Origin of the sequence: Neorhizobium alkalisoli, assembly GCF_007829835.1 — a bacterium.
Taxonomy (GTDB): Bacteria; Pseudomonadota; Alphaproteobacteria; order Rhizobiales; family Rhizobiaceae; genus Neorhizobium.
Genome location: NZ_VIWP01000005.1, coordinates 316,398 through 336,606 on the forward strand (window position 1 = coordinate 316,398; position 20,209 = coordinate 336,606).

The window sequence follows — 20,209 nt, forward strand, 5'->3', positions numbered from 1 at the left end:
CAAAACCCGTCCGCCTCACGACCGCTCCCGCCTGCCCTCTTCGACCGGCTCGTCGATCAACGCCAGCCGTTTATCCAGCCCGTATTTCTGCATCTTCTCGTAAAGCGTCTTGCGGGAAATGCCGAGCGCCTCATAGACCGGCTTCAACGCCCCGCCATGGGCGGAAATCTCGCCGGCGATCAGATTGCGCTCGAAGGCGGCGACCTTATCGGACAGCCGGCCGGCCGTCTCGGTGGAGGCTGCCACCTCACCGCCCGGCCGGGCATCGAGACCGAGCACCAGACGGTCGGCGGCATTGCGCAGCTCGCGCACGTTTCCGGGCCAGGCCTGTTCGGCAATCAGCGCCATGATCTCGGCCGGCACATCCATGTCGTCGCGACCGTAACGGGCCGAGGCCTCGCGGACGAGCTGCAGGAAAAGAAGCGGAATGTCGGCCCGCCTCTGCGCCAAAGCCGGCACCCGGATCGTCGCGACATTGAGCCGGTAGAGAAGATCGGCGCGGAACCGCCCGGCCACCACTTCCGCCTCCAGATCGACCTTGCTTGTGGCGATGAAACGCACGTCGAGCGCAACCATCTCGTTCGACCCGAGCCGCGTGATCACCCGCTCCTGCAGCACGCGCAGGAATTTCGCCTGCAGGTCGAAGGGCATGGATCCGATCTCGTCGAGCAGGATCGTGCCGCCGCGCCCGTGTTCGAATTTTCCGTAACGCGGCCGAAGCGCGCCGGGAAAGGCGCCGGCCTCGTGGCCGAAAAGCTCGCTTTCGATCAGCGTTTCCGGCAGCGCCGCGCAATTGATGGCGATGAACGGCCGGTTGGCGCGCGGGCCGATATCGTGCAGCGCCCGCGCCACGACCTCCTTGCCGACACCGGTCTCGCCGATGATCAGCGTATCCGCATCCGCGGCCCCGATTGCCCGGATGCGATAGCGCAGGTCGACCATGGCCTGTGTGCGGCCGGGCAGCCGGGTTTCGAGATCATCGCGCTTGCCGGCCACCGCCTTCAGCCGCCGGTTTTCGACGACCAGCGCCCGGCGATCGAGCGCACGGCGGATGACACCGGCGAGATGCTGCGGCGTGAACGGTTTTTCGATGAAATCATAGGCGCCCTCGCGCATCGCCTTGACGGCAAGCTGCACGTCGCCATGGCCGGTGACCAGGATGACCGGGATTTCCGCATCGAGCTCGCGCACCCGGTGCAGCAATGTCATCCCGTCCATGCCGGGCATGCGGATATCGCTGACCACGACGCCGTCGAAACCGAAACTCGTCAGTTCAAGCACGTGTTCGGCATTGGAAAAGGTCTGCACCGTGAGCCCGAACAGTTCCAGCGCCTGCGCGGTGGAGCGGCGCAGCTCCTCCTCATCGTCGATCAGAAGCACTCTTTGTGCGCTCACTCAGCCGCCTCCAGCATGTTTTCTGGCGCAATCTCAAGCTCGATCGAAAACACCGCACCACCTTCAGGATGGTCGGTGATGCCAAGGCTGCCGCCGAAATCCTTGACGATATTGTAGGAGATCGAAAGCCCGAGCCCCAGCCCCTTGCCAACGCCTTTGGTGGTGAAGAACGGATCGAAGATGCGCTCGCGGATCGCAGCCGGAACGCCGGGGCCGCGGTCGCGGATCGAGATGATGAGTTTGGGGGTGCCAGCCGTCCCCGCAGCGGTTGCGGCAAGTCCCCTCCCCAACCCCTCCCCACAAGGGGGAGGGGCTTCCGCCGCTCCCTCGCGAATGTCGAGAATGGGGCGGCGTGCGGGCCGCAAAACCTCTCCCCCCTTGTGGGGGAGATGCCGGCAGGCAGAGGGGGACTTGGTCCCCCATCGCCCGACCGAAACAGTAATCCGCCGATCCTCCAGCCCCTCGACGGCATCGGCGGCATTGGTGATGATATTGACCAGAACCTGCTGCAGCCGCACCCCGCCGGCCTTCACCTTCGGCAGGTCGGGGGAAAGGTCGAGTTCCAGAACGGCATTGGCGGCCTTCAGCCGTGCATCGACGATTTCCAGCGTGTCGCGCATCACCTCCTCGATCGAGACCGGCCCGAGTTTTTCGTTCGGCTTGCGGGCAAAGTTGCGCAGGTGCCGGCCGATCGAGGCCATGCGGTCGATCAGCGCCGAGATCCGCCGCACATTGTCGCTCGCCTCCTCGATCCGGCCAAGACCGATCAGCACGCCGGTCGTCTCCGCATAGGTTTTTGCGGCCGTGAGCGGCTGGTTGAGCTCGTGCGAGAGTGCGGCCGACATCTGGCCGAGACCGGCAAGTTTTCCCGCCTGGATGAGATCGGCCTGCGTCTGGCGCAGCCGTTGTTCGGTTGCCCGCCGCTCGGCCACCTCCGCCTCGATCTGGACGTTGACCCGCTCGAGATCGGCCGTGCGCTCCGCCACGCGCCGCTCCAGCTCGACCTGCGCATCCGCCTGCATCTGCATGCGCTCGGTCAGCCGCGCCCGCCGCTGCAGGATGATCGCAAGGCCGAAGACGGCAAGGCAGAGCGTCAGAAGCACGGCGGCAACCGTGGTTTTCGTGCGGGCATGCACCGAGCCGGTATCCATCAGCACGTTGACGGTCCAGCCGACATCCGGCATGGGCTGCGAGGCGACCAGATATTCGCGCTCCAGCCCGCCCTCCGTCACCGTCATCACGTCATGGCCGGATTGCGCGCCCCAGCGCACCGGCAGTTCGCGCAGTTTCGCATCCGCATAACGCCGCGAGCCTTGCGTGCGGGCGAGACGTTCCGGCGTCAGCGGCAGGATGGTTGCATAGAGCCATTCCGGCTCGCTGGTCATGAAGATAATGCCTTCCGGATCGGCCACAAAAATCCGGTCGTCGCCGCCGCCCCAGCTGTCCTCGACACTGTCGATATCGACCTTGAAGACGATCACGCCGAGGATCTTGCCGCCGATCTCGATCGGTGAACCGAAATAATAACCGCGCTTCAGCGATGTCGTGCCGAGCGCATAGAACCGTGACTGATATCCTTCCGCCGCCTCGCGGAAATACGGACGGTAGCTGAAATTCTCGCCGACGAAGCTGACCGGGCTGTCATAATTGCTGGCCGCGATCGTCTCGCCATCCGTTGTCATCACATAGATGTCGGAGGATTTCAGCAGCGCATTGATATCCTTGAGATAGAGGTTCGCGGCGGCCTGCAGGGTGCGGTTTTCCGGATCGAGGATCAGCGCCTCGATATTCGGCTGGTCGGCGATCAGGGCCGGCAGCGCCTCGTATCGCTTCAGGTGCCCGTCGAGCGCAGAGACGGCCAGCCGCAGGGTCGTCTTCGCCTGCGCTTCCGCTTCGTCCATATAACCGCGCGCGACAAGACCCGCGCCCTGGAAGGCGAAAACCAGACCGAGAATTGCCGCTGCCGCTGTTGCGAACAGAACCTGATGCCTCACCAGATGCCGGGCTCCTCCTCCCCCATCCGTTATCGGTCGCCTACAGTAGAATCTAGGAATGGTGATTTCCACCGAATCCTGCAAGACTGTCATGGCAGGACGTCCTTTCATCGAATATTCTTCGGAAAGGGCGTTTTTTCGTTATCCTGGCGTCGAAACGAGTGGCTTTTGAGGGGTTTTTGATGAGTTACATGCTTGCACTCGTGATCGGCGCGGTCGCCGGCCTTCGCGCCATGACCGCCCCCGCGATGATCTCAATCGCCGCAGCTTCCGGCTGGCTCGATCTTTCCGGCAGCTACCTGGTGTTCCTGTCGTCGAAATGGGCGGTTTTCGTGCTGCTGCTGCTCGCAGTCGTCGAGATGATCACCGACCAGCTGCCGACGACGCCGAGCCGCAAGGTTCCGCAGCAGTTCGGCGCCCGCATCTTCACCGGCGCGCTTTCGGGTGCCGCACTCGGCATGCCCTATGGCTACTGGATGGCTGGCATGGTGTCCGGCATTATCGGCGCCGTGATCGGCACCTATGGCGGTGCCGCCGCCCGCGCCAAGCTGGCGGAATATTTTGGCAAGGACATGCCGGCCGCCTTCATCGAGGATGCGGTCGCGGTTGTCGCTGCCCTCCTCGTCATCCTGCTCCTGCCCGCCGTGCCGGGCGTGGTGCCGACACCTCAATAAGAACAGTTCCGGGAGACGGCCTGATGCGGGAATTCGATGCGATCATCATCGGCGCCGGCCAGGCCGGCCCATCGCTGGCCGGCCGCTTCAACGATGAAGGCAAGAAGGTTGCCATCATCGAGCGCAAGCATGTGGGCGGCACCTGCGTCAACACCGGCTGCAAGCCGACCAAGACGCTGGTGGCCAGCGCCTATGCCGCCCATCTCGCCCGCCGCGGCGCCGAATATGGCGTCGTTCTCGATGGCGCAGTGAAGATCGACATGCCGACGGTCATGAAGCGGTCCCACAAGGTGACGCTCGACAGCCGCCACAGCAACGAGACATGGCTGGAAGGTATGCCGAACTGCACGCTGATCCGCGGCCATGCGCAGTTCGAAAGCCCCAACACGATCCGCGTCGACGAAGAGCTGCTGACAGCACCGCAGATCTTCATCAATGTCGGCGGCCGCGCCAGCATTCCCGACTTTCCGGGCGTCAAGGACGTGCCGTTCATGACCAATAGCGATATCGTCATGCTCGACCGGGTGCCAAAACATCTGGTCGTGGTCGGCGGCAGCTATATCGGTCTGGAATTCGCGCAAATGTATCGCCGTTTTGGCGCAGAGGTGACCATCGTCGAAAAAGGCCCGCGCCTGATCGGCCGCGAGGACGAAGAAATCTCCGACGCCGTGCGAAAGATCCTCGAGGCCGAAGGCATCCATATCCGCACCGGCGCCGAATGCATCCGTTTCCGCAAACATGAAACCGGCGTCGCCGTCGGCGTCAACTGCACCGAGGGTGATCCGGAAGTGATCGGCACCGACGTGTTGCTCGCGGTCGGCCGCACGCCCAACACCCGTGACCTTGGCCTAGACAAGGCCGGCGTCGAACTGGACGAGCGCGGCTATATCAAGGTCGACGACCGGCTTGCCACCACGGCCGAGGGTATCTGGGCGCTCGGCGATTGCAACGGCAAGGGCGCCTTCACCCACACCGCCTATAACGATTTCGAGATCGTCGCCGCCAACCTGTTTGATGGCGAGGACCGCAAGGTTTCCGACCGTCTGCTCGGTTACGCGCTTTACATCGACCCGCCACTTGGCCGCGTCGGCATGGGCGAAGCGGAAGCGAAAAAGACCGGCCGAAAGATCCTCGTCGGCACGCGACCGATGACCCGTGTCGGCCGCGCCGTCGAAAAGGGCGAGACACTCGGCTTCATGAAGATCATCGCCGATGCCGATACGAAGGAAATCCTCGGCGCCGCCATTCTCGGCACCGGCGGCGACGAATCCATCCACGGCGTCCTCGACATGATGAATGCCAAGGCGGATTACGACGTGCTGCGCTGGGCCGTGCCCGTGCATCCGACCGTATCGGAACTCTGGCCGACGGTGATCCTGTCGATGCAGCCGGCTTGAACCAGCGATTGCGGATCAAAAACCGCCTTTGAGGGTTTTGCCTTAAGGAGCAACCACCTTGAAGGAGGCAGTCATGGCCAAAGCCAATTCGAAGCATATGGGTGCAGGGTCCCATGGCAAGAGCAGCGGCAATGGCGCGATGACCGACATCGACAAGCAGAAAATCCCCGAAAACATGGTCCTGTCCAACCGTGACAAGGCCCAGCATTCGCGTGAGCGGGGGCTGGATGGCAAGGCGGTGAAGACCGAGCAGTTCCACGACCATCAGGCCAACCATCTGGACTGACCGGCACCGCGTTCACGGCCTGACCGGCGGCGTTGACAATCGTGTCATCTACGCCGGCATTACCGCATTGTAATGCTCTCCCGCCTTTGCAAACAGGGTGGGAGGGCGTAGTCTCCAGCCATCGTCGGTTATGAAACAGGGCGCCGACGACTGGGAGACAAAGCGCTTTCGCCCCCATGGGGGAAAAGACATGAATCCGTTGAACACGAATACCCTTGAGCCGCGGGATCTCGCATTTCTGCAGCAGTTTTTCCATGCCGCCTGCGCCGAGCGCGGTCTGTCGGATGGCAGCACGGCGGCAAGCAATCTCGCCGCCGAGATCATCGCGCTTTACCAGAACGGCGTGCGGGACGAAAAGGACCTGCAGACCAAACTGCAGAAGAACATGCTCGGCCGCAACTGAGGCCTTCCGCCTGCTTCTTATCGCTTCGCCAGCAGATCGCGTTCGTCACGCATCAGGAAGACGCGGGTAATGCCGTCCAGATTGTCGCCGAGCCATTCGGCCATCGCCACTTCTTCGGCGAGAATTCGCTCGAACAGCACCGCCGCCTCGGTCTCACCGAGTTCATCGGCGGCGGCGATCAGCACCCGATAGGTGGCGATTTCCGTATGCTCGAAAGCATAGCTCGCCACCATTCCCTTGATCACCTCGTCGCTGGTCAGCATGCCGCCGACACCCTGCGCGGTGGCGGCAATTTTGGCGGTGATATCCTTCAGCACGGGCGTGCCGCCGGACAGCCGGTCCAGAAGCAGCTTCAGTTCCTCGGCATGGTTTCTGGTCTCCTCCAGATGTGCGCTGATGCGCTCCCTGAGATCGGGATAACTCTCGATCCGCCGCGCCTGCGCGGAAAGCGTCGTCACCGCCTGCTCTTCCATGGCATGGGCATTGCGCAGCCAGGCGATGAAATTGTCTCTCGCATGGGTCATCGGCTCGCCTCCAGATCCTTCGTCGGCACATAAGAGATATGCAAGGCTCTCAACCCCTGACGGCAGGACGAGGTTCCGATACGCGTAGAAGAAGTTGAGCCAAGGTGCCGGAACATTTGGAACTTGTTTCCATTATCCCTATATATTGGTGCAACGCAGGTCTCTTGCACCCTGTGCCGTTCCGCCTAAGGTCGAATATGTCAGATGCTTGACGAGCGGGTAAGGGATAGGGTAGCGCAAGCGCCCATAAATCCGGACAGCCGAGACAGGCCCCGGAAGAAGCGCTTCGCGCAAGCGAGACAGTGTAACAAGACCAGCGTAACCTCATAAGGTGAACATGGTGAGCAGAACCAATATCCAGGCAAACCACGCTAATCTCGACAGCAGCAACACCCAAGAACGCCCGTGCAATCCAGGCCTCTGGAAGTTGCTTGCCGCTGCCGCAGTGATCCTGGTCATGCTGGTGGTTGTCATGGAAGTCTTCGAAGATACGGAACAGGGCGGCGTAACGCTGCTGCCTGCCCCGCACGCAACCACCCACTGATCCGGCGGAATGCCGCTTTCGCATAAGGCTCGGCCGGCTCGTCCGACCGGGCCAGATGCCTGAAAAGCAAGCGCCGGAACAAATACCCGAATTGACACGTTCACCCGCCCGAGGACTAGAGTCAGGGGCAGACAGGTGGACGTTACGAATTTCTCCGGACCATATGCGGCGGCGCAAAGGAACCTGATCCTGAAGCCGGGGCGCAATCTCTGGCGCAGCGCCAATGCGGAAAAGCTCGGCTTCCTGATCGACGGCGAGGATTATTACCGGCATCTGGAAGAGGTTCTTCTCCAGGCCCGCCGGTCGATCCTCATTCTCGGCTGGGATTTCAACCCCGATATCAGGCTGCGCCCGCGCGATCCATCCAGCCGCACCATCGGCGAGATCCTGCGTTCGCTCGTCGAGGAACGCCCCGAGCTTGAGGTGCGCCTCCTCGTCTGGGGCATGGGCCCGGTCTACTCTGGCAAAAGCTTTCGCATGTTCGGCAAGATGCAGTGGAACGACCATCCACGCATCAACCTCCAGCTCGATTTCCGCCATCCGCTGCGCGCCAGCCACCACCAGAAGGTCGTGGTCGTCGACGACAAGACCGCTTTCGTCGGCGGCATAGACCTGACCGCGCGACGCTGGGACGACCGCCGGCATCTGGCGGAAAACCCCGACCGCCGTTCACCCGACGGCACGACCTATGGCCCGGTTCACGACATGCAGACGATCGTCTCCGGCGAGGCGGCGCAGATGCTTGGCGACGTCGTCCGCAGGCGCTGGAAAAAGGCGACGGGCGAAAAGCTGGAGCCGGTTTCTGTGCCCGGTGCCAATCCATGGCCGGCAGCGCTCGAGCCGAATCTTGCCGGGGTCAGAGCAGGCCTTGCCCTCACCGAACCCTGGAAATGGAAGGGACGCCGCGGCCACCGCGAGGCGATCCGCCTGACACACGATGCGCTGAAAGCCGCCGAACGCCATCTCTATGTCGAGACCCAGTATCTCGCCTCCTTCGGTGTCGGCCGCACCTTGACGCGGCAGCTGCGCAAGGCGGACGGACCGGAAATCGTCATCATCGTCACCCGCGAATCCCACGGCTTTCTCGAAAAACTGATGATGGGCAACAATCGCACGCGCCTGATCCGGCGCCTGAAGCGGGCGGACAGGCACAACAGGCTGAGGGTCTATTACGCGGTAACGCCGGATGCAGAAGGCAAGGACCGGGAAATCATCGTCCATTCCAAGCTGATCATCGTCGATGACCGGATGGTGCGGGTCGGTTCCTCCAACCTCAACAACCGTTCCGAGGGTCTCGATACCGAATGTGACCTTGCCGTCGAGACGGACGATGCAGATGCGCGTCAATCGATCATTGCCCTGCGCAACGACCTGATCGCCGAACATCTCGACGCCGAACCGGCCGATGTCGCACGCATGATCGCCGAGACTGGTTCGATGCTGAAGACGATCGATGCGCTCAACACCAAGCCGCGGGGTCTCAGAACCTTCGATGTCGATATCCATCGCGGCGAAATCGGCTCTTTGGTCGGCACCGGCATCATCGACCCGAAACAGCCATTCTGGCCGATCCCGGAAATCGTCGGCTTTGGCCGGCGCATCATCGCCCGCCTGTCATCCCGTCGCATGTCCTGAAAAATCCCGCAGCTGGCGACGGCGGCGGTAATAGGCCTCGCTGACCAGAAGCGTCGGCAGGCCGATCGCCAGCGGGATCAGGAAATAGAGGACACGAAACGCGATCAGCGCACCGATGGCCGCAGTGCCGGTTGCGGCAACACTATCCATACCCGAAACATTGTCCGCGACCGGCAGAACGTTCAGCATGACGGCCTCCAGCACGCCGAGACCGCCCGGGACATGGCTGATCAGCGCGCCGAGATTGGCCGTGACATAAGCGGTCGCGACGTCGAGAAAGCCCGCTTCCGTGAAAGCCGCCAGAAGCTCGTAAAGCGCGGCGGAAACACAGACGAAGTTCAGCGTCCCGACCGCGATCTGGCCGGCCGCCAGCGGCAGTGACGGCGGCACGAAACGCCAGGACCGGATCGGCAGCGGCCGCCGCACGAAAGCGCAGAGGCCGAGATAAAAAATCGGCACGCCGAGGCAGACGATGCCGATCGTCATGCGCTGGCCCTGATCCAGACCGAGAAGATCGTCTCCGCCGCGCAGATCGAGAAGCAGAGCCAGCCCGCCGAGAGTCGCGAGGCCCAAGCCCACCGTGACGCCGCAAAACAGGATGACCTTGGCGACATCCTCGCCCGTCAGCCCCCAGCGGGAGTAGAAACGATACCGCACCGTGCCGCTGCTGAGCGCCGCCATGCCGATATTGTGGCCTATCGACAGGCTGGTGAAGGAAGCGAGCGCCGTGCGGCGATAGGCGAGCGGCTTGCCGGCATAACGCACGGCCAGCGTATCGAACAGGCTGAGACAGACATAGGAGAGGATGACGAAGCCGAAGGCGGCGATCAGCCGAAAGCCCTGGATCGAGAAAACCGACTGCTCGATCTCGCCCCAGGTGTAACGCCGAAAGCTGTTATAGACGAGCACGGCGGCGAAAATGAGTGCCGCACCGATCAGGATTTTCACAAGGTGCCGCCTGATATTCATTTTCTCTCCATGCCTGCTGTCATGGTGGAACGAAAAGACAGCCTCGCGTGTTCCCCGCGCTATGAATGATCGCCTTCCCGACATGCCGCCGCAGCGGCTGAAAATCCTGACCTACAATGTCCATAGCTGCATCGGCACCGACCGGCGGCTCGATCCGGAACGCATCGCCGAAGTGATCTCCGTATTGAAGCCGGACATTATCGGCCTGCAGGAGCTGGATGTCGGAAGACGGCGCACCGGCGGCACCGACCAGGCCCATACGATCGCCTCGTTCCTGGCCATGGAATATCACTTTCACGCGGCACTTCATGTCGAGGAAGAGCGGTATGGCGACGCCATCCTGACCGCCTTGCCGACCCGTATGGTCAAGGCCGGCACCCTGCCCTCGGTCGGCGAACAGCGCGGCGCGCTCTGGGTGGAGATCGAGATCGGCGGGCAGACATTGCAGGTCTTCAACACCCATCTCGGCCTGCGCGGCATCGACCGCATGGCGCAGATGGCCATCCTGCTCGGCCCGGACTGGCTCGGCGCGCCCGATTACCGCCATGCGCCGCGTATCCTGATTGGCGACCTCAATTCGACGCCGATGACCCGCACCTACAAGACCGCGGCCGGCCTGCTGCGCGATTCTCAGCTGGCGCTCGGCGGCAGGGCACGCGCGACCTTCCCATCCCGTTTTCCGCTGCTGCGGCTCGACCATGTTTTTGTGTCCGAAACGGTCAAGGTGATCGATGCCGCGGTCGTCTCGACACCGCTGACGCGCGCCGCTTCCGATCACCTGCCGCTGGTGGTGACGATCGAATTCTAGATTTTAGTGAAGCCGGCGATCGAGGTTCTTCGCCTGTTTCAGAAGTGCGACGACTTCCTGATCCGTGGTCTGGGCAAAATCGCCGTAATGCAGACTGACGGCCTGCAGGTTTTCCGGCGCGGAAAGGCATATGACCTCAGCCACCGCATGGCGCAACTCTTCGACCAGCAGACGGCTTGCAACGGGAACGGCAACGACGATCCGCCCTGCCCCCATATGTTTCAGCGCCTGAATGCCGGCAAAGATCGAACCGCCATTGGCAATGCCATCATCGACGAGAATGATATCGCGCCCACGAAAATCATGGTCCTCCGCCTGATCCTCGCCAAAATACATGCGATGGCGGCGCTCGACCTCGGCCAGCTGGTGGCGCATTTCCGTATCGAGATAACCGGGCGGCAAGGGAAACCGCCGCGCCGCCTTCTCGTCGATCACCACATGCGGCTCCGGCCCGTCGGCAACGGCGCCGATGCCGAATTCCGGATGACCGGGCGCACCGATCTTGCGGACGATGAGCAGATCAAGCGGCAGGCCGAGGCGCTGCGCCATTTCGAAAGCGACCGGCACACCGCCACGCGGCAGGGCCACGATGAGCGGCTCCGACAGCAGCCTGTCCTGCAGGACCTCCGCCAGCTGGCGGCCAGCCGCGGAACGATCGGCAAATTCCGGGTTTTGCTGTGTCATGACGCCCTCCCAAGCGCATAGTGCTCCGGTCGCAACTGCCGCGCGCGAAAATGGTTCCTTCGCCCTGCAGGAAAGAATGATGCTGCAATGCAAGCAGACCGGGAACAATTGCCCGCGTCACGTGTTCCTCTGCCGCCGGCCGATTGACCTCCAGGCGGCCGGCATTGACATAAGAACCTTCCCCGACTGGCGCTTCCTCATGGAAGCGCCGTTCTTTTTTCGGGGGCCGCCCTTATCGACGTGTCAGCGCCACGAGATAACGGGCGGCTGCGTTATGCGGGTTGGAAAAGACGCAATCGGCCGGCGGGCCGAGCATCAGGCAATCACCCTCCTGCAACTGATGCAGTGTCGAGCCCTCGGTGAAATCGAGTGCGCCAGAAATTACCCAGATCTGCTGGTGCTGGAAGGCGAAGGCCGCCGCAGGATAAGGGATCCGGACGCCGGCCGGCAAAAACACCTCGATCAGTTCCACCTTGGCGCCGGGCGGCGAAACGGCGCGGCGCGTATACCCCGTTTCCGGATCGGCCCAGAGCGGCTGGGCGTCGTGAAGACTTAAGCACTCCTCCTCGCGCTCCGCCAACGCCAGGAGCACCGACAGCGGCAGGCCGAAAGCACCGGAGAGACGGCCGAGCACGGTTGCGGTCGGGCTTGCCTCGGCCCGCTCGATCTTGCTGATCATCGCCTTCGACACGCCGGATTGTTCGGCAAGATCGCTCAGCGACCAGCCGCGGCTTTCTCGTTCGATCCTGATGCGCCGGGAGATCGCGCCGCCGGGGTCTTTTTGCAACCTGCTTGCCTTTCCGCAATCGTCTCTTATAGTGGACATTATCAGCCTATAAGAGACGACCCTTTTCCGCAACCGTAAGGATCAGATTTTGGCGCGCGAAATCCGTTTCAATGCTTTCGACATGAACTGCGTCGGCCATATCCAGCAAGGCCTGTGGACCCATCCGCGCGACCAGTCGCACCGTTACGCCGAGCTGCGCTACTGGACGGATTACGCGAAACGGCTGGAGGCCGGCCTGTTCGACGGCATCTTCCTGGCCGATGTCGTCGGTGTCAACGACGTCTATGGCGGCAGCAATGCGGCAGCGCTGAAAGGCGCCGTGCAGGTCCCGGTCAACGATCCGATGCTGCTCGTGCCGGCCATGGCCGCGGTAACGGAGCATCTCGGCTTCGGCATCACTGCCAACCTGACCTATGAGCCGCCTTTCCTGTTTGCCCGCCGCATGTCGACGCTCGATCACCTGACCGGCGGCAGGATCGGCTGGAACATCGTCACCGGTTATCTCGACAGCGCCGCCAAAGCGATCGGCCTCGACGGCCAGACCGCCCATGACGACCGTTATGATCTGGCTGACGAATATATGGAAATCATGTACCGGCTGTTCGAGGAAAGCTGGCAGGACGATGCCGTCGTCTTCGACCGCAAGGCCGGCATCTATGCCGACCCCGCAAAAGTCCACACCATCCACCATGCCGGAAAACAATACCGGCTCGACGCCATCCATCTCTGCGAACCCTCGCCGCAGCGCACGCCGGTCCTCTATCAGGCCGGATCCTCGACCCGCGGCCGCCAGTTCGCCGCCACCCATGCCGAATGTGTCTTCGTCAACGGCCAGAAGATCGACGGCGTTCGTGATATCGTCGACGACATCCGTAACCGCGCCGAGGCACAGGGGCGGCACCGTGACGATATAAAAGTGTTCGTCGGCGCCACGATCGTCACCGGCCGGACGGAGAAGGAAGCGCGGGAAAAATTAGAGGATTATCGTGCTTATGCCAGTTCCGAAGGGGCGCTGGTACATGCGGCGGCTTCACTCGGCATCGACTTTTCGAAATACGATCTCGACGAACCGATCCAGACCGGCAAGAGTGCGGCGATCGTCTCCAATGTCGAAGCCATTACCCGCTCGGCCGGGCCGCAATGGACGAAACGCAAACTTTTGGAACAGATGGTGCTCGGCAGCCGCCAGGCGCCGATGGTCGTTTCGGCCGAGGAGATTGCCGACCGGTTGCAGCAATGGGTGGAGCAGGCGGATGTCGACGGGTTCAACCTGTCGCGGACGGTGGTGCCGGAATGTTTTGACGACGTGATAGAACTGGTGATCCCGATCCTGCAGGAGCGCGGGGTGTATAAGACGAGTTATGCTGAGGGGCCATTGCGGCAAAAGCTGTTCGGGGAGCCGAGGTTGAGCGCGCGGCATGTCGGGGGACGGTATCGGGTTGCGGGGTAAATTATCGGCATTGTGCCTGTGCGCCCCCCTCTGCCCTGCCGGGCATCTCCCCCACAGGTGGGGAGATCGGCTGGGCGCCATCATATCGCCCAGACCTTAACCGCTGAGAGAGGCGAGAGGCCGCCACTATTGGATCTCCCCCCTTGTGGGGGAGATGCCCGGCAGGGCAGAGGGGGGTGTCTCGGGCACGAAGCAACAATACGGACAAATGGGGGAGAAAACATGAGCACTGACGTCAATGACAGCCCATCCGCACCCACCGGCCGCTGGACCATGCTCGCCCTGCTCTGCCTCGCCGTCGTCCTCTCCTTCTCCACCTGGTTTTCCGCCGCCGCTATCGCACCCGAACTCAGACGTGCCTGGGCCCTGAGCGAAAGCACGGCCGGCTGGCTGACAAACGGCGTGCAGATCGGCTTCGTCATTGGCGCCATCGCCGCAAGCTTTCTCAACCTGCCGGACATCATCCGCATGAACCGGCTGATGGCCGCCTCCGCAGTGCTGGCTGCGATCTCGAATGCGATACTGCTCCTCGAACCCGGCCCGGTCGCAGCGGTGATTGCCCGCGGCATCACCGGCTTTGCGCTGGCCGGCGTTTATCCGCCCGCGCTAAAGCTCGTCTCGACATGGTTCATGGCCCGCCGCGGGCTGGCGCTGGCCGGCGTCATCGGCGCGATCACGGCGGGTTCCTCCCTGCCGCATCTCTTCCGCGGCCTGTCCTCGTCCTTCGCCTGGGAAAACGTCATCCTTCTCTCGAGCGCGGCCAGCCTGATCGCCGCTCTCGGCTTCGCTCTGTTTACCCGCGAAGGCCCCTACCCTTTCGGCCGGGCGATCTTCAACCCGCGCCAGATCGGCCAGGTGCTGAAGGATCGCGACCTCTTGCTCGTCAATGCAGGCTATTTCGGGCATATGTGGGAGCTCTATGCCATGTGGGCCTGGCTGCTCGCCTATCTTTCGGCCGCTCTCGACAAGGGTGGTCCGACCGTCAGCGCCACCGCCTCGACACTGACCTTTCTCGCCGTCATCTCCGGTGTCGCCGGCTGTTTCATCGGCGGACTTCTGTCGGATCGTTTCGGGCGCACCGCGACGACGGCGGGCATGATGATTGTCTCGGCCCTCTGCGCGCTATCGATCGGCTTTGTCTTCCACGGGCCGACCTGGCTACTCGCCTGCGTCATCATCCTCTGGGGCATATCGATCATCGGCGATTCTGCCCAGTTTTCCGCCGCCGTCACCGAACTGGCCGACCGCAACTATGTCGGCACGGCCCTGTCGCTGCAGATGGGGCTCGGCTTTGCGCTGACGATCCTGATGATCTGGCTGATGCCACATCTGGCCGCTTTTCTCGGCGGCTGGCGCTGGAGTTTTACCATTCTCGCCATCGGCCCCGCCTTCGGTACCTGGGCAATGCTGAGCCTGCGGCGGCGACCGCAGGCTCAGAAGCTGGCGCAAGGGCGCCGCTGATTTTTCATCGAAGGCAGCCTGGGGGATCAGGCTGCCTTCGATGCAGTTCCGGCCAGTCGCGCCAGCCGATCCTTTTCAAGCCGTTCGGCGCTACGGGTCCTGAAACCGCGAAGTGCCGTTACCAGCCGCTCGACGGCATCGCGCAGCTCTGTCGTCTGCGTCGAGGTTTCCTGCACCATCGAGGAATTCTGCTGCGTGATCGCATCGAGCCTTGCCAGCGCACCGCTGACCTCGGTCAGGCCGCTTGACTGGCTCGCCGCATCGGTTGCGATCGTCGTGACGATCTCGTTGATATCGTCGATACGCTGGGTGATCTGGCCGATCGCCACACCGGCATTGTTGACGAGATCGGCACCGGACTGAACCTGACGCGAGCTCGCGGAAATCAGGTCCTTGATCTCACGCGCCGCACTGGCGCAACGCTGGGCGAGCGCGCGCACTTCCTGCGCCACGACGGCAAAACCGCGCCCCGCCTCGCCTGCCCTTGCCGCCTCGACGCCGGCATTGAGCGCCAGAAGATTGGTCTGGAAGGCGATCTCGTCGATCACGCCGATGATCTTGGAAATTTCCGTCGAAGACTTCTCGATCTCGCCCATTGCCGCCACGGCTTGGCTGACCACGGGACGAGACGCATGCGCTTCCGAAAGCGCCACCTCGACGGCTGATGCCGCCCGGCTAGCGCCCTCGGCCGTGCCTGAAACGCTGGCGGTCAGCTGATGCAGGGTTGCCGAGCTCTCCTCCAGCCCTTGTGCCTGGTCTTCCGTGCGGCGGGCAAGATCCTGCGACGCCTGGGTGATGGCATTGGTGGTAACGAGAATGCCCTCGCCGGCATTGCGCACGGTCGCAAGCTTGCCGCGCAGCTTTTCGGCGCTGTCATTATAGTCTTCCACCATGCGGGTGAAATTCGCCGGCAGGTCGGCGGAAAGCCGTGCTTCGAAATCGCCCGAGGCAAGCCCCTTCAGGACATCGTCCAGCGCCTCGAGCGCATCATGCTGTTGGGCTTCGGCGGCCAGTTTCTCGGCTTCGACGCGACGGCGCTCGTCCTCCATGATCGTCAGATAGACGGAGATCGAATAATCCATGTCGAGCATCGCCGCCTTGACCAGCGAGCCGATTTCCTTGGCAAGCGCTGCCGGCTTTTTGGTGCCGAAGCGCGAGGACTTTTCGGTGATGATGGCATGGATGAGATGCTCCATCACCAGCGCATAACCGCCGATATAAAGCTGCGGATCAAGCCCGATACGCGCATGCGTGGTGCCGACGGCGCGGACCTTTTCGACATACTGTGCGTCGAAACTGGCCTCGGCCAGAACCGCCCAATGGCTCATCTGGCGCTGCTTGGCCGTGGCCATATGCGCATCATTAGCGAAGAACTTTGCCGTCTCGGGCGTCGCCTTGAGCTTGGCATAAAAGGCCGTCAGCGCCGCGTCGAGCTTGGGGCCGAGAGACGGCGCGAGGCTGCGCAATGTCGTGCGCACATCCCCGTCAATGCCGATGAAATCCAGCCGCTTTTGCAGATCTCTATGATCTTCCACCTGAGACATTGGCCCCCGCCGTTCCCCACGCAAAACATGTTTATGACTCAGATTTTGAGGTAACAGGGTATAGGAAGGGTTAAGCGTGTGCCCCAGAACTGATAGCGGCAAACCCGCCGGCCGTCAGGCGCGGCGGGTCGGGATGCGGCGCTCGAAAAAGCGGAAGGCGGCCACGAGCCCCCCCGTCAGGCAGATATAGATCAGCGCCAGCAATAACAGCGGCTCGTAGGTGAGATAGGTATCCTGCCGGATCCGCGAGACGACGGCATAGACGTCGATCACGGTAATCGTCGCGACCAGCGGCGTCGATTTCAACTGCAGCACCGTTTCGCCATTCAGCGTCGGCAGCGCCCGATGGATGGCGCGTGGCAGCCAGATACGCCGGAACATCGTGAAACGGCCCATGCCAAAGGCGCGCGCTGCCTCCAGTTCGCCACGCGGCACGCCGGCAAAGGCGCCCCGCATCACCTCCGCCTCATAGGCGGCAAAGGAGATCGTCAGCGCCGCAAAACCATAAGGCCACGCTTGCCGCAGATAAGGCCATAAAAACGAGGAACGGATTTCCGGATATTGGGCGAAGATGGAACCGAGCCCGTAATAGAGAAGCCAGAGCTGCAGGAGCAGCGGCGTACCGCGGATGACGGTGCAAAAGATCTTCGCAGGCCAAGCAAGCAGCCGCGGCCCGGTGACCTGCACCAGCCCGATCGGCACGGCGAACAGAAAACCGACGATTGCCGTCGAAAACAACATAAGAAGCGTCTGCCAGATACCCGCGACAAGCCGCAGCGCATATTTCGGCAGCCAGTCCCAGCGCATAAACCAGATGGCGCAGAACACGAGAAGCGCGAACACCGCCATCAGGAACAGCCGGTGCGGCTCAAGCAGGCTGCGCGCCTTCGGCGGCACATAGGCCGGCAGGATCAGGGCCTCATCGCCGAGGATCAGAGATCCGCCTTCGGCATCCGCCTGGGCGGGCTTGAGGTCCACTCCGCCGCCGGTCATGACGTGGCTCCGAGCGGCGGCGTGCCGCGCTTGGCGCGGCGCTCGATCACAGCGATCACCAGATTGGAGACAAGCGTCACGGCGAGATAAAGCACACCGGCGGCGAGATAGAAGGTCATGTAGGCCTTGGTGGTACCGGCCGCCTGACGGGTGGTCAGCGTCAGCTCGCTGAAACCGACGACGGCCAGAAGTGCCGTATCCTTGGTGGCGATCATCCAGAGATTGGCAAGACCCGGCAGGGCATGGGGCAGCATGGCCGGCAGTGTGACACGCCGCATCACCTGAAACGGCGACATGCCATAGGCGCGCGCCGCCTCGATCTGACCGGGAGAGACGGCCAGAATGGCGCCGCGCAAAACTTCCGTCGAATAGGCGCCCTGCACCACGCCAATGACGAAGATGCCGGCGGCAAGCCCGCTGATATCGACTGCCGGCATGGAAAGGAGCGCGAGCAGCTGGTTCACCGCATCGGTGCCCGCATAATAGAGGAGCAGGATCAGCACCAGTTCCGGCACCGCCCTGACAAGCGTCGTATAGATCTCCATCAGATCACGCAGGATCGGCCCGCCGTAAAGCTTGCCGAAGGCCGCGGCAATGCCGATCACCAGTCCGAGGACATATCCCCCGACGGCGAGTTCCAGAGAGGCGACAAGCCCTGCAATGAGCGCTCCGCCCCAACCGGGTGGCGTCAGCGACAAAAGCTGAAGAGTGGGAAACAATCCGTCCATCAAGCCTATCCGGAAACGACGTGGAAGGTCAGACCCGGTGCCCCCAAACGCCGGGTCTGACCGCTAGCGCGCCATGCGTCCAGAAGGGCGCACAGAGGACGCGCTAGCTCTTCGAATCTGCAGCATCCACCCCAAAACCGATTCCGATTTGGGAAGGATGCTGCGGGCGGAGTGATCAATCAGCCGCCATAGATGTCGAAGGCGAAATACTTCTTGGAGAACTTGTCATAGGTGCCGTTGGCGCGGATCGCCTTGATGGCGGCGTTGATCTTGGTCTTGAGCTCGGTCTCGTCCTTGCGCAGGCCGACACCGACGCCCGGTCCGAGAATCGCGACATCGTCCTTTACATAACCCTTGAGATCGCAGCACTTGCCGGCATCGGAGGTGAGGAAGGCATCAAGCGCAATCGAATCCGCCTGCACGGCATCGAGACGGCCGGCCGCCAGATCCTGGTTGGCTTCGTCCTGCGTCTGGTATTCCTTGACCTCGGAGGCGACGGGCGCGAAATATTTGGTGACATATTCCTGGTGCACGGTCGACACCTGCACACCGATCACCTTGCCCTTGAGACCTTCCGGCGTGGCGGTGAACTTTTCGGACTTCGGACCGATCACACCGGTCGGCGTGTTGTAATACTTGTCGGAGAAATCGATCGTCTTCATCCGCTCTTCGGTGATCGACATCGAGGCGATGATGGCGTCGATCTTCTTCGTGGTCAGCGCCGGGATGATACCGTCCCAGGCGACCGGGGTAATGACGCATTTCAGCTTTGCCTCGGCGCAGACCGCCTCCATGAAATCGACCTCCCAGCCGACCCATTTGCCGTTCGCATCCGGCGAGGCGAAGGGCGGATAAGGCTCGGCGGCAAGGCCAACCTTGATTTCCTGGGCGCTCGCCGCGCCGAAGGCGGCAGCCCCGATAACAAAGGCAAGGGCAATAGTCTTTCCAATTGTCTGGGCAATGGTCTTCATGGATTTCCCCTTTTCTGTTTTCGTTTTCGTCAGTGAATCGAGCTGATGAATTTCTTCAGCCGCTCGGATTTCGGCGCCCCGAAGATTGCCTCCGGTGGGCCCTGTTCCTCGATCATGCCGTTATGCAGAAAGACGACGTGATTGGAGACTTCGCGGGCAAACTTCATCTCGTGGGTGACGAGGATCATCGTGCGCTTTTCGCGCGCCAGATCGCCGATGACGGACAAGACCTCGCCGACCAGTTCCGGGTCGAGCGCCGAGGTCGGCTCGTCGAACAGCATGACCAGCGGCTGGATGGCAAGCGCCCGGGCAATCGCCGCCCGCTGCTGCTGGCCGCCGGAGAGAAAAGCCGGATAGGCATCGCGTTTCTCGAATAGGCCAACCCGCTTCAGCAGCGTCTCGGCCGTCGCGATCGCCTTGTCTTTCGGGATTTTCAGCACATGCACCGGCACTTCGATGACGTTCTGCAAAACCGTCATGTGCTGCCAGAGATTAAAGCTTTGGAACACCATGCCGAGCTGTGAACGCAGCCGCTGCACCTGCCGCCGGTCGGCTGGCATCAGCCCGCCATGGCCATCCTTCTTCATGGCAATCTCCTCGCCATGAATGGTGACCGTTCCCGCCGTCGGAAGTTCGAGCATGTTGATGCAGCGCAGGAATGTCGATTTTCCCGAGCCGCTGCCGCCGATAATGGCGACGACATCGCCCTGCCGGGCGGTCAGTGAAACACCTTTCAGCACTTCAAGAGGGCCGAAACGCTTGTGGAGATTGGAGACTTCGATGGCTTGCGCCGAATCCGCCATGCACGCCTTCACTGCCGGCCTGTCGCCAGGCCGATCCGCTGATTGCACTGTTCCCCCAGCTTTGATTTTAAGGCTCGCGATGCTGGCTTTCGCGGCCCATTGCAATCAAGTCTTGCACTTGTGCGCGAATTATTCAAGCGTATAATAACAACCGGTTTC

20 protein-coding genes are annotated in these 20,209 nt (G+C 62.3%); 9 read left to right on the top strand and 11 right to left on the bottom strand.

The features are described 5' to 3' along the window. Positions 1-15: 15 nt before the first annotated feature. Together FHW37_RS20660 and FHW37_RS20665 are read right to left on the bottom strand one after the other, a co-directional pair. Positions 16-1,395 carry a sigma-54-dependent transcriptional regulator gene (locus FHW37_RS20660; RefSeq protein WP_145639809.1) on the bottom strand — a complete coding sequence of 460 codons (1,380 nt, stop codon included), beginning with the start codon at positions 1,393-1,395 and terminating at the stop codon, positions 16-18. Then, positions 1,392-3,389 carry a sensor histidine kinase gene (locus FHW37_RS20665; protein WP_432442881.1) on the bottom strand — a complete coding sequence of 666 codons (1,998 nt, stop codon included), beginning with the start codon at positions 3,387-3,389 and terminating at the stop codon, positions 1,392-1,394. The genes FHW37_RS20660 and FHW37_RS20665 overlap by 4 nt, the downstream gene beginning before the upstream one ends. Before the next feature lie 182 nt (positions 3,390-3,571). Between FHW37_RS20665 and FHW37_RS20670 the strand changes: the two genes are divergently transcribed. The 4 genes from FHW37_RS20670 to FHW37_RS20685 all read left to right on the top strand — a co-directional run bounded on the left by FHW37_RS20670 (position 3,572) and on the right by FHW37_RS20685 (position 6,149). After that, entirely contained in the window at positions 3,572-4,063 is a 492-nt protein-coding gene (locus tag FHW37_RS20670) for a DUF4126 family protein (RefSeq protein WP_145639810.1), read from the top strand. Positions 4,064-4,083: 20 nt separating this feature from the next. Next, the gene (locus FHW37_RS20675; RefSeq protein WP_210249313.1) at positions 4,084-5,460 is read left to right on the top strand and encodes an FAD-containing oxidoreductase; all 1,377 of its coding nucleotides are present in this window, start codon (positions 4,084-4,086) and stop codon (positions 5,458-5,460) included. Between the two features lie 73 nt (positions 5,461-5,533). Continuing rightward, the gene (locus FHW37_RS20680) at positions 5,534-5,746 is read left to right on the top strand and encodes a hypothetical protein (protein ID WP_145639812.1); all 213 of its coding nucleotides are present in this window, start codon (positions 5,534-5,536) and stop codon (positions 5,744-5,746) included. Positions 5,747-5,936: 190 nt separating this feature from the next. Beyond that, on the top strand, positions 5,937-6,149 hold the full coding sequence (locus FHW37_RS20685) for a hypothetical protein (protein ID WP_145639813.1): 213 nt from the start codon (positions 5,937-5,939) through the stop codon (positions 6,147-6,149). A gap of 17 nt (positions 6,150-6,166) precedes the next feature. Here FHW37_RS20685 and FHW37_RS20690 read toward each other — a convergent pair whose 3' ends face one another. Beyond that, complete coding sequence (locus tag FHW37_RS20690) at positions 6,167-6,673, bottom strand: ferritin-like domain-containing protein (protein WP_145639815.1); 507 nt, start codon at positions 6,671-6,673, stop codon at positions 6,167-6,169. A 340-nt stretch (positions 6,674-7,013) separates the two neighbouring features. Here FHW37_RS20690 and FHW37_RS20695 point away from each other — a divergent pair, with 340 nt between their 5' ends. Then, complete coding sequence (locus tag FHW37_RS20695; RefSeq protein ID WP_210249311.1) at positions 7,014-7,217, top strand: hypothetical protein; 204 nt, start codon at positions 7,014-7,016, stop codon at positions 7,215-7,217. A gap of 135 nt (positions 7,218-7,352) precedes the next feature. Beyond that, positions 7,353-8,852, top strand: coding sequence for a phospholipase D-like domain-containing protein (locus tag FHW37_RS20700; protein WP_145639818.1), 1,500 nt, complete (start codon positions 7,353-7,355; stop codon positions 8,850-8,852). Here the strand turns inward: FHW37_RS20700 and FHW37_RS20705 are convergent. After that, positions 8,832-9,821 (bottom strand): lysylphosphatidylglycerol synthase domain-containing protein, encoded by a 990-nt coding sequence (locus tag FHW37_RS20705; protein ID WP_145639819.1) that lies wholly within the window; start codon positions 9,819-9,821, stop codon positions 8,832-8,834. The genes FHW37_RS20700 and FHW37_RS20705 overlap by 21 nt on opposite strands. 82 nt (positions 9,822-9,903) lie before the next feature. Here FHW37_RS20705 and FHW37_RS20710 point away from each other — a divergent pair, with 82 nt between their 5' ends. Next, complete coding sequence (locus FHW37_RS20710; protein ID WP_145640169.1) at positions 9,904-10,629, top strand: endonuclease/exonuclease/phosphatase family protein; 726 nt, start codon at positions 9,904-9,906, stop codon at positions 10,627-10,629. 3 nt (positions 10,630-10,632) lie between these two features. On the opposite strand, the gene FHW37_RS20715 is transcribed toward FHW37_RS20710, so the two are convergent. Both FHW37_RS20715 and FHW37_RS20720 read right to left on the bottom strand, forming a co-directional pair. Continuing rightward, complete coding sequence (locus FHW37_RS20715; RefSeq protein WP_145639821.1) at positions 10,633-11,313, bottom strand: phosphoribosyltransferase; 681 nt, start codon at positions 11,311-11,313, stop codon at positions 10,633-10,635. 232 nt (positions 11,314-11,545) lie between these two features. Further along, on the bottom strand, positions 11,546-12,100 hold the full coding sequence (locus tag FHW37_RS20720) for a helix-turn-helix domain-containing protein (protein ID WP_246690847.1): 555 nt from the start codon (positions 12,098-12,100) through the stop codon (positions 11,546-11,548). Positions 12,101-12,188: 88 nt separating this feature from the next. On the opposite strand from FHW37_RS20720, the gene FHW37_RS20725 reads away from it, so the two are divergent. Beyond that, entirely contained in the window at positions 12,189-13,550 is a 1,362-nt protein-coding gene (locus FHW37_RS20725; RefSeq protein ID WP_145639824.1) for an LLM class flavin-dependent oxidoreductase, read from the top strand. A 222-nt stretch (positions 13,551-13,772) separates the two neighbouring features. Next, on the top strand, positions 13,773-15,011 hold the full coding sequence (locus FHW37_RS20735; RefSeq protein ID WP_145639826.1) for an MFS transporter: 1,239 nt from the start codon (positions 13,773-13,775) through the stop codon (positions 15,009-15,011). Between the two features lie 26 nt (positions 15,012-15,037). On the opposite strand, the gene FHW37_RS20740 is transcribed toward FHW37_RS20735, so the two are convergent. The 5 genes from FHW37_RS20740 to FHW37_RS20760 all read right to left on the bottom strand — a co-directional run bounded on the left by FHW37_RS20740 (position 15,038) and on the right by FHW37_RS20760 (position 20,050). Next, positions 15,038-16,555, bottom strand: coding sequence for a globin-coupled sensor protein (locus FHW37_RS20740; protein WP_145639827.1), 1,518 nt, complete (start codon positions 16,553-16,555; stop codon positions 15,038-15,040). Between the two features lie 114 nt (positions 16,556-16,669). Beyond that, positions 16,670-17,404 (bottom strand): ABC transporter permease, encoded by a 735-nt coding sequence (locus FHW37_RS20745; protein WP_246690865.1) that lies wholly within the window; start codon positions 17,402-17,404, stop codon positions 16,670-16,672. Positions 17,405-17,544: 140 nt separating this feature from the next. After that, on the bottom strand, positions 17,545-18,276 hold the full coding sequence (locus FHW37_RS20750) for an ABC transporter permease (RefSeq protein ID WP_145639831.1): 732 nt from the start codon (positions 18,274-18,276) through the stop codon (positions 17,545-17,547). A 179-nt stretch (positions 18,277-18,455) separates the two neighbouring features. Continuing rightward, positions 18,456-19,247, bottom strand: coding sequence for a transporter substrate-binding domain-containing protein (locus FHW37_RS20755; RefSeq protein WP_145639833.1), 792 nt, complete (start codon positions 19,245-19,247; stop codon positions 18,456-18,458). Between the two features lie 29 nt (positions 19,248-19,276). Beyond that, positions 19,277-20,050: an ABC transporter ATP-binding protein gene (locus FHW37_RS20760; RefSeq protein ID WP_145639835.1), complete on the bottom strand. Its 774-nt coding sequence runs from the start codon at positions 20,048-20,050 to the stop codon at positions 19,277-19,279. Positions 20,051-20,209 lie beyond the last annotated feature (159 nt).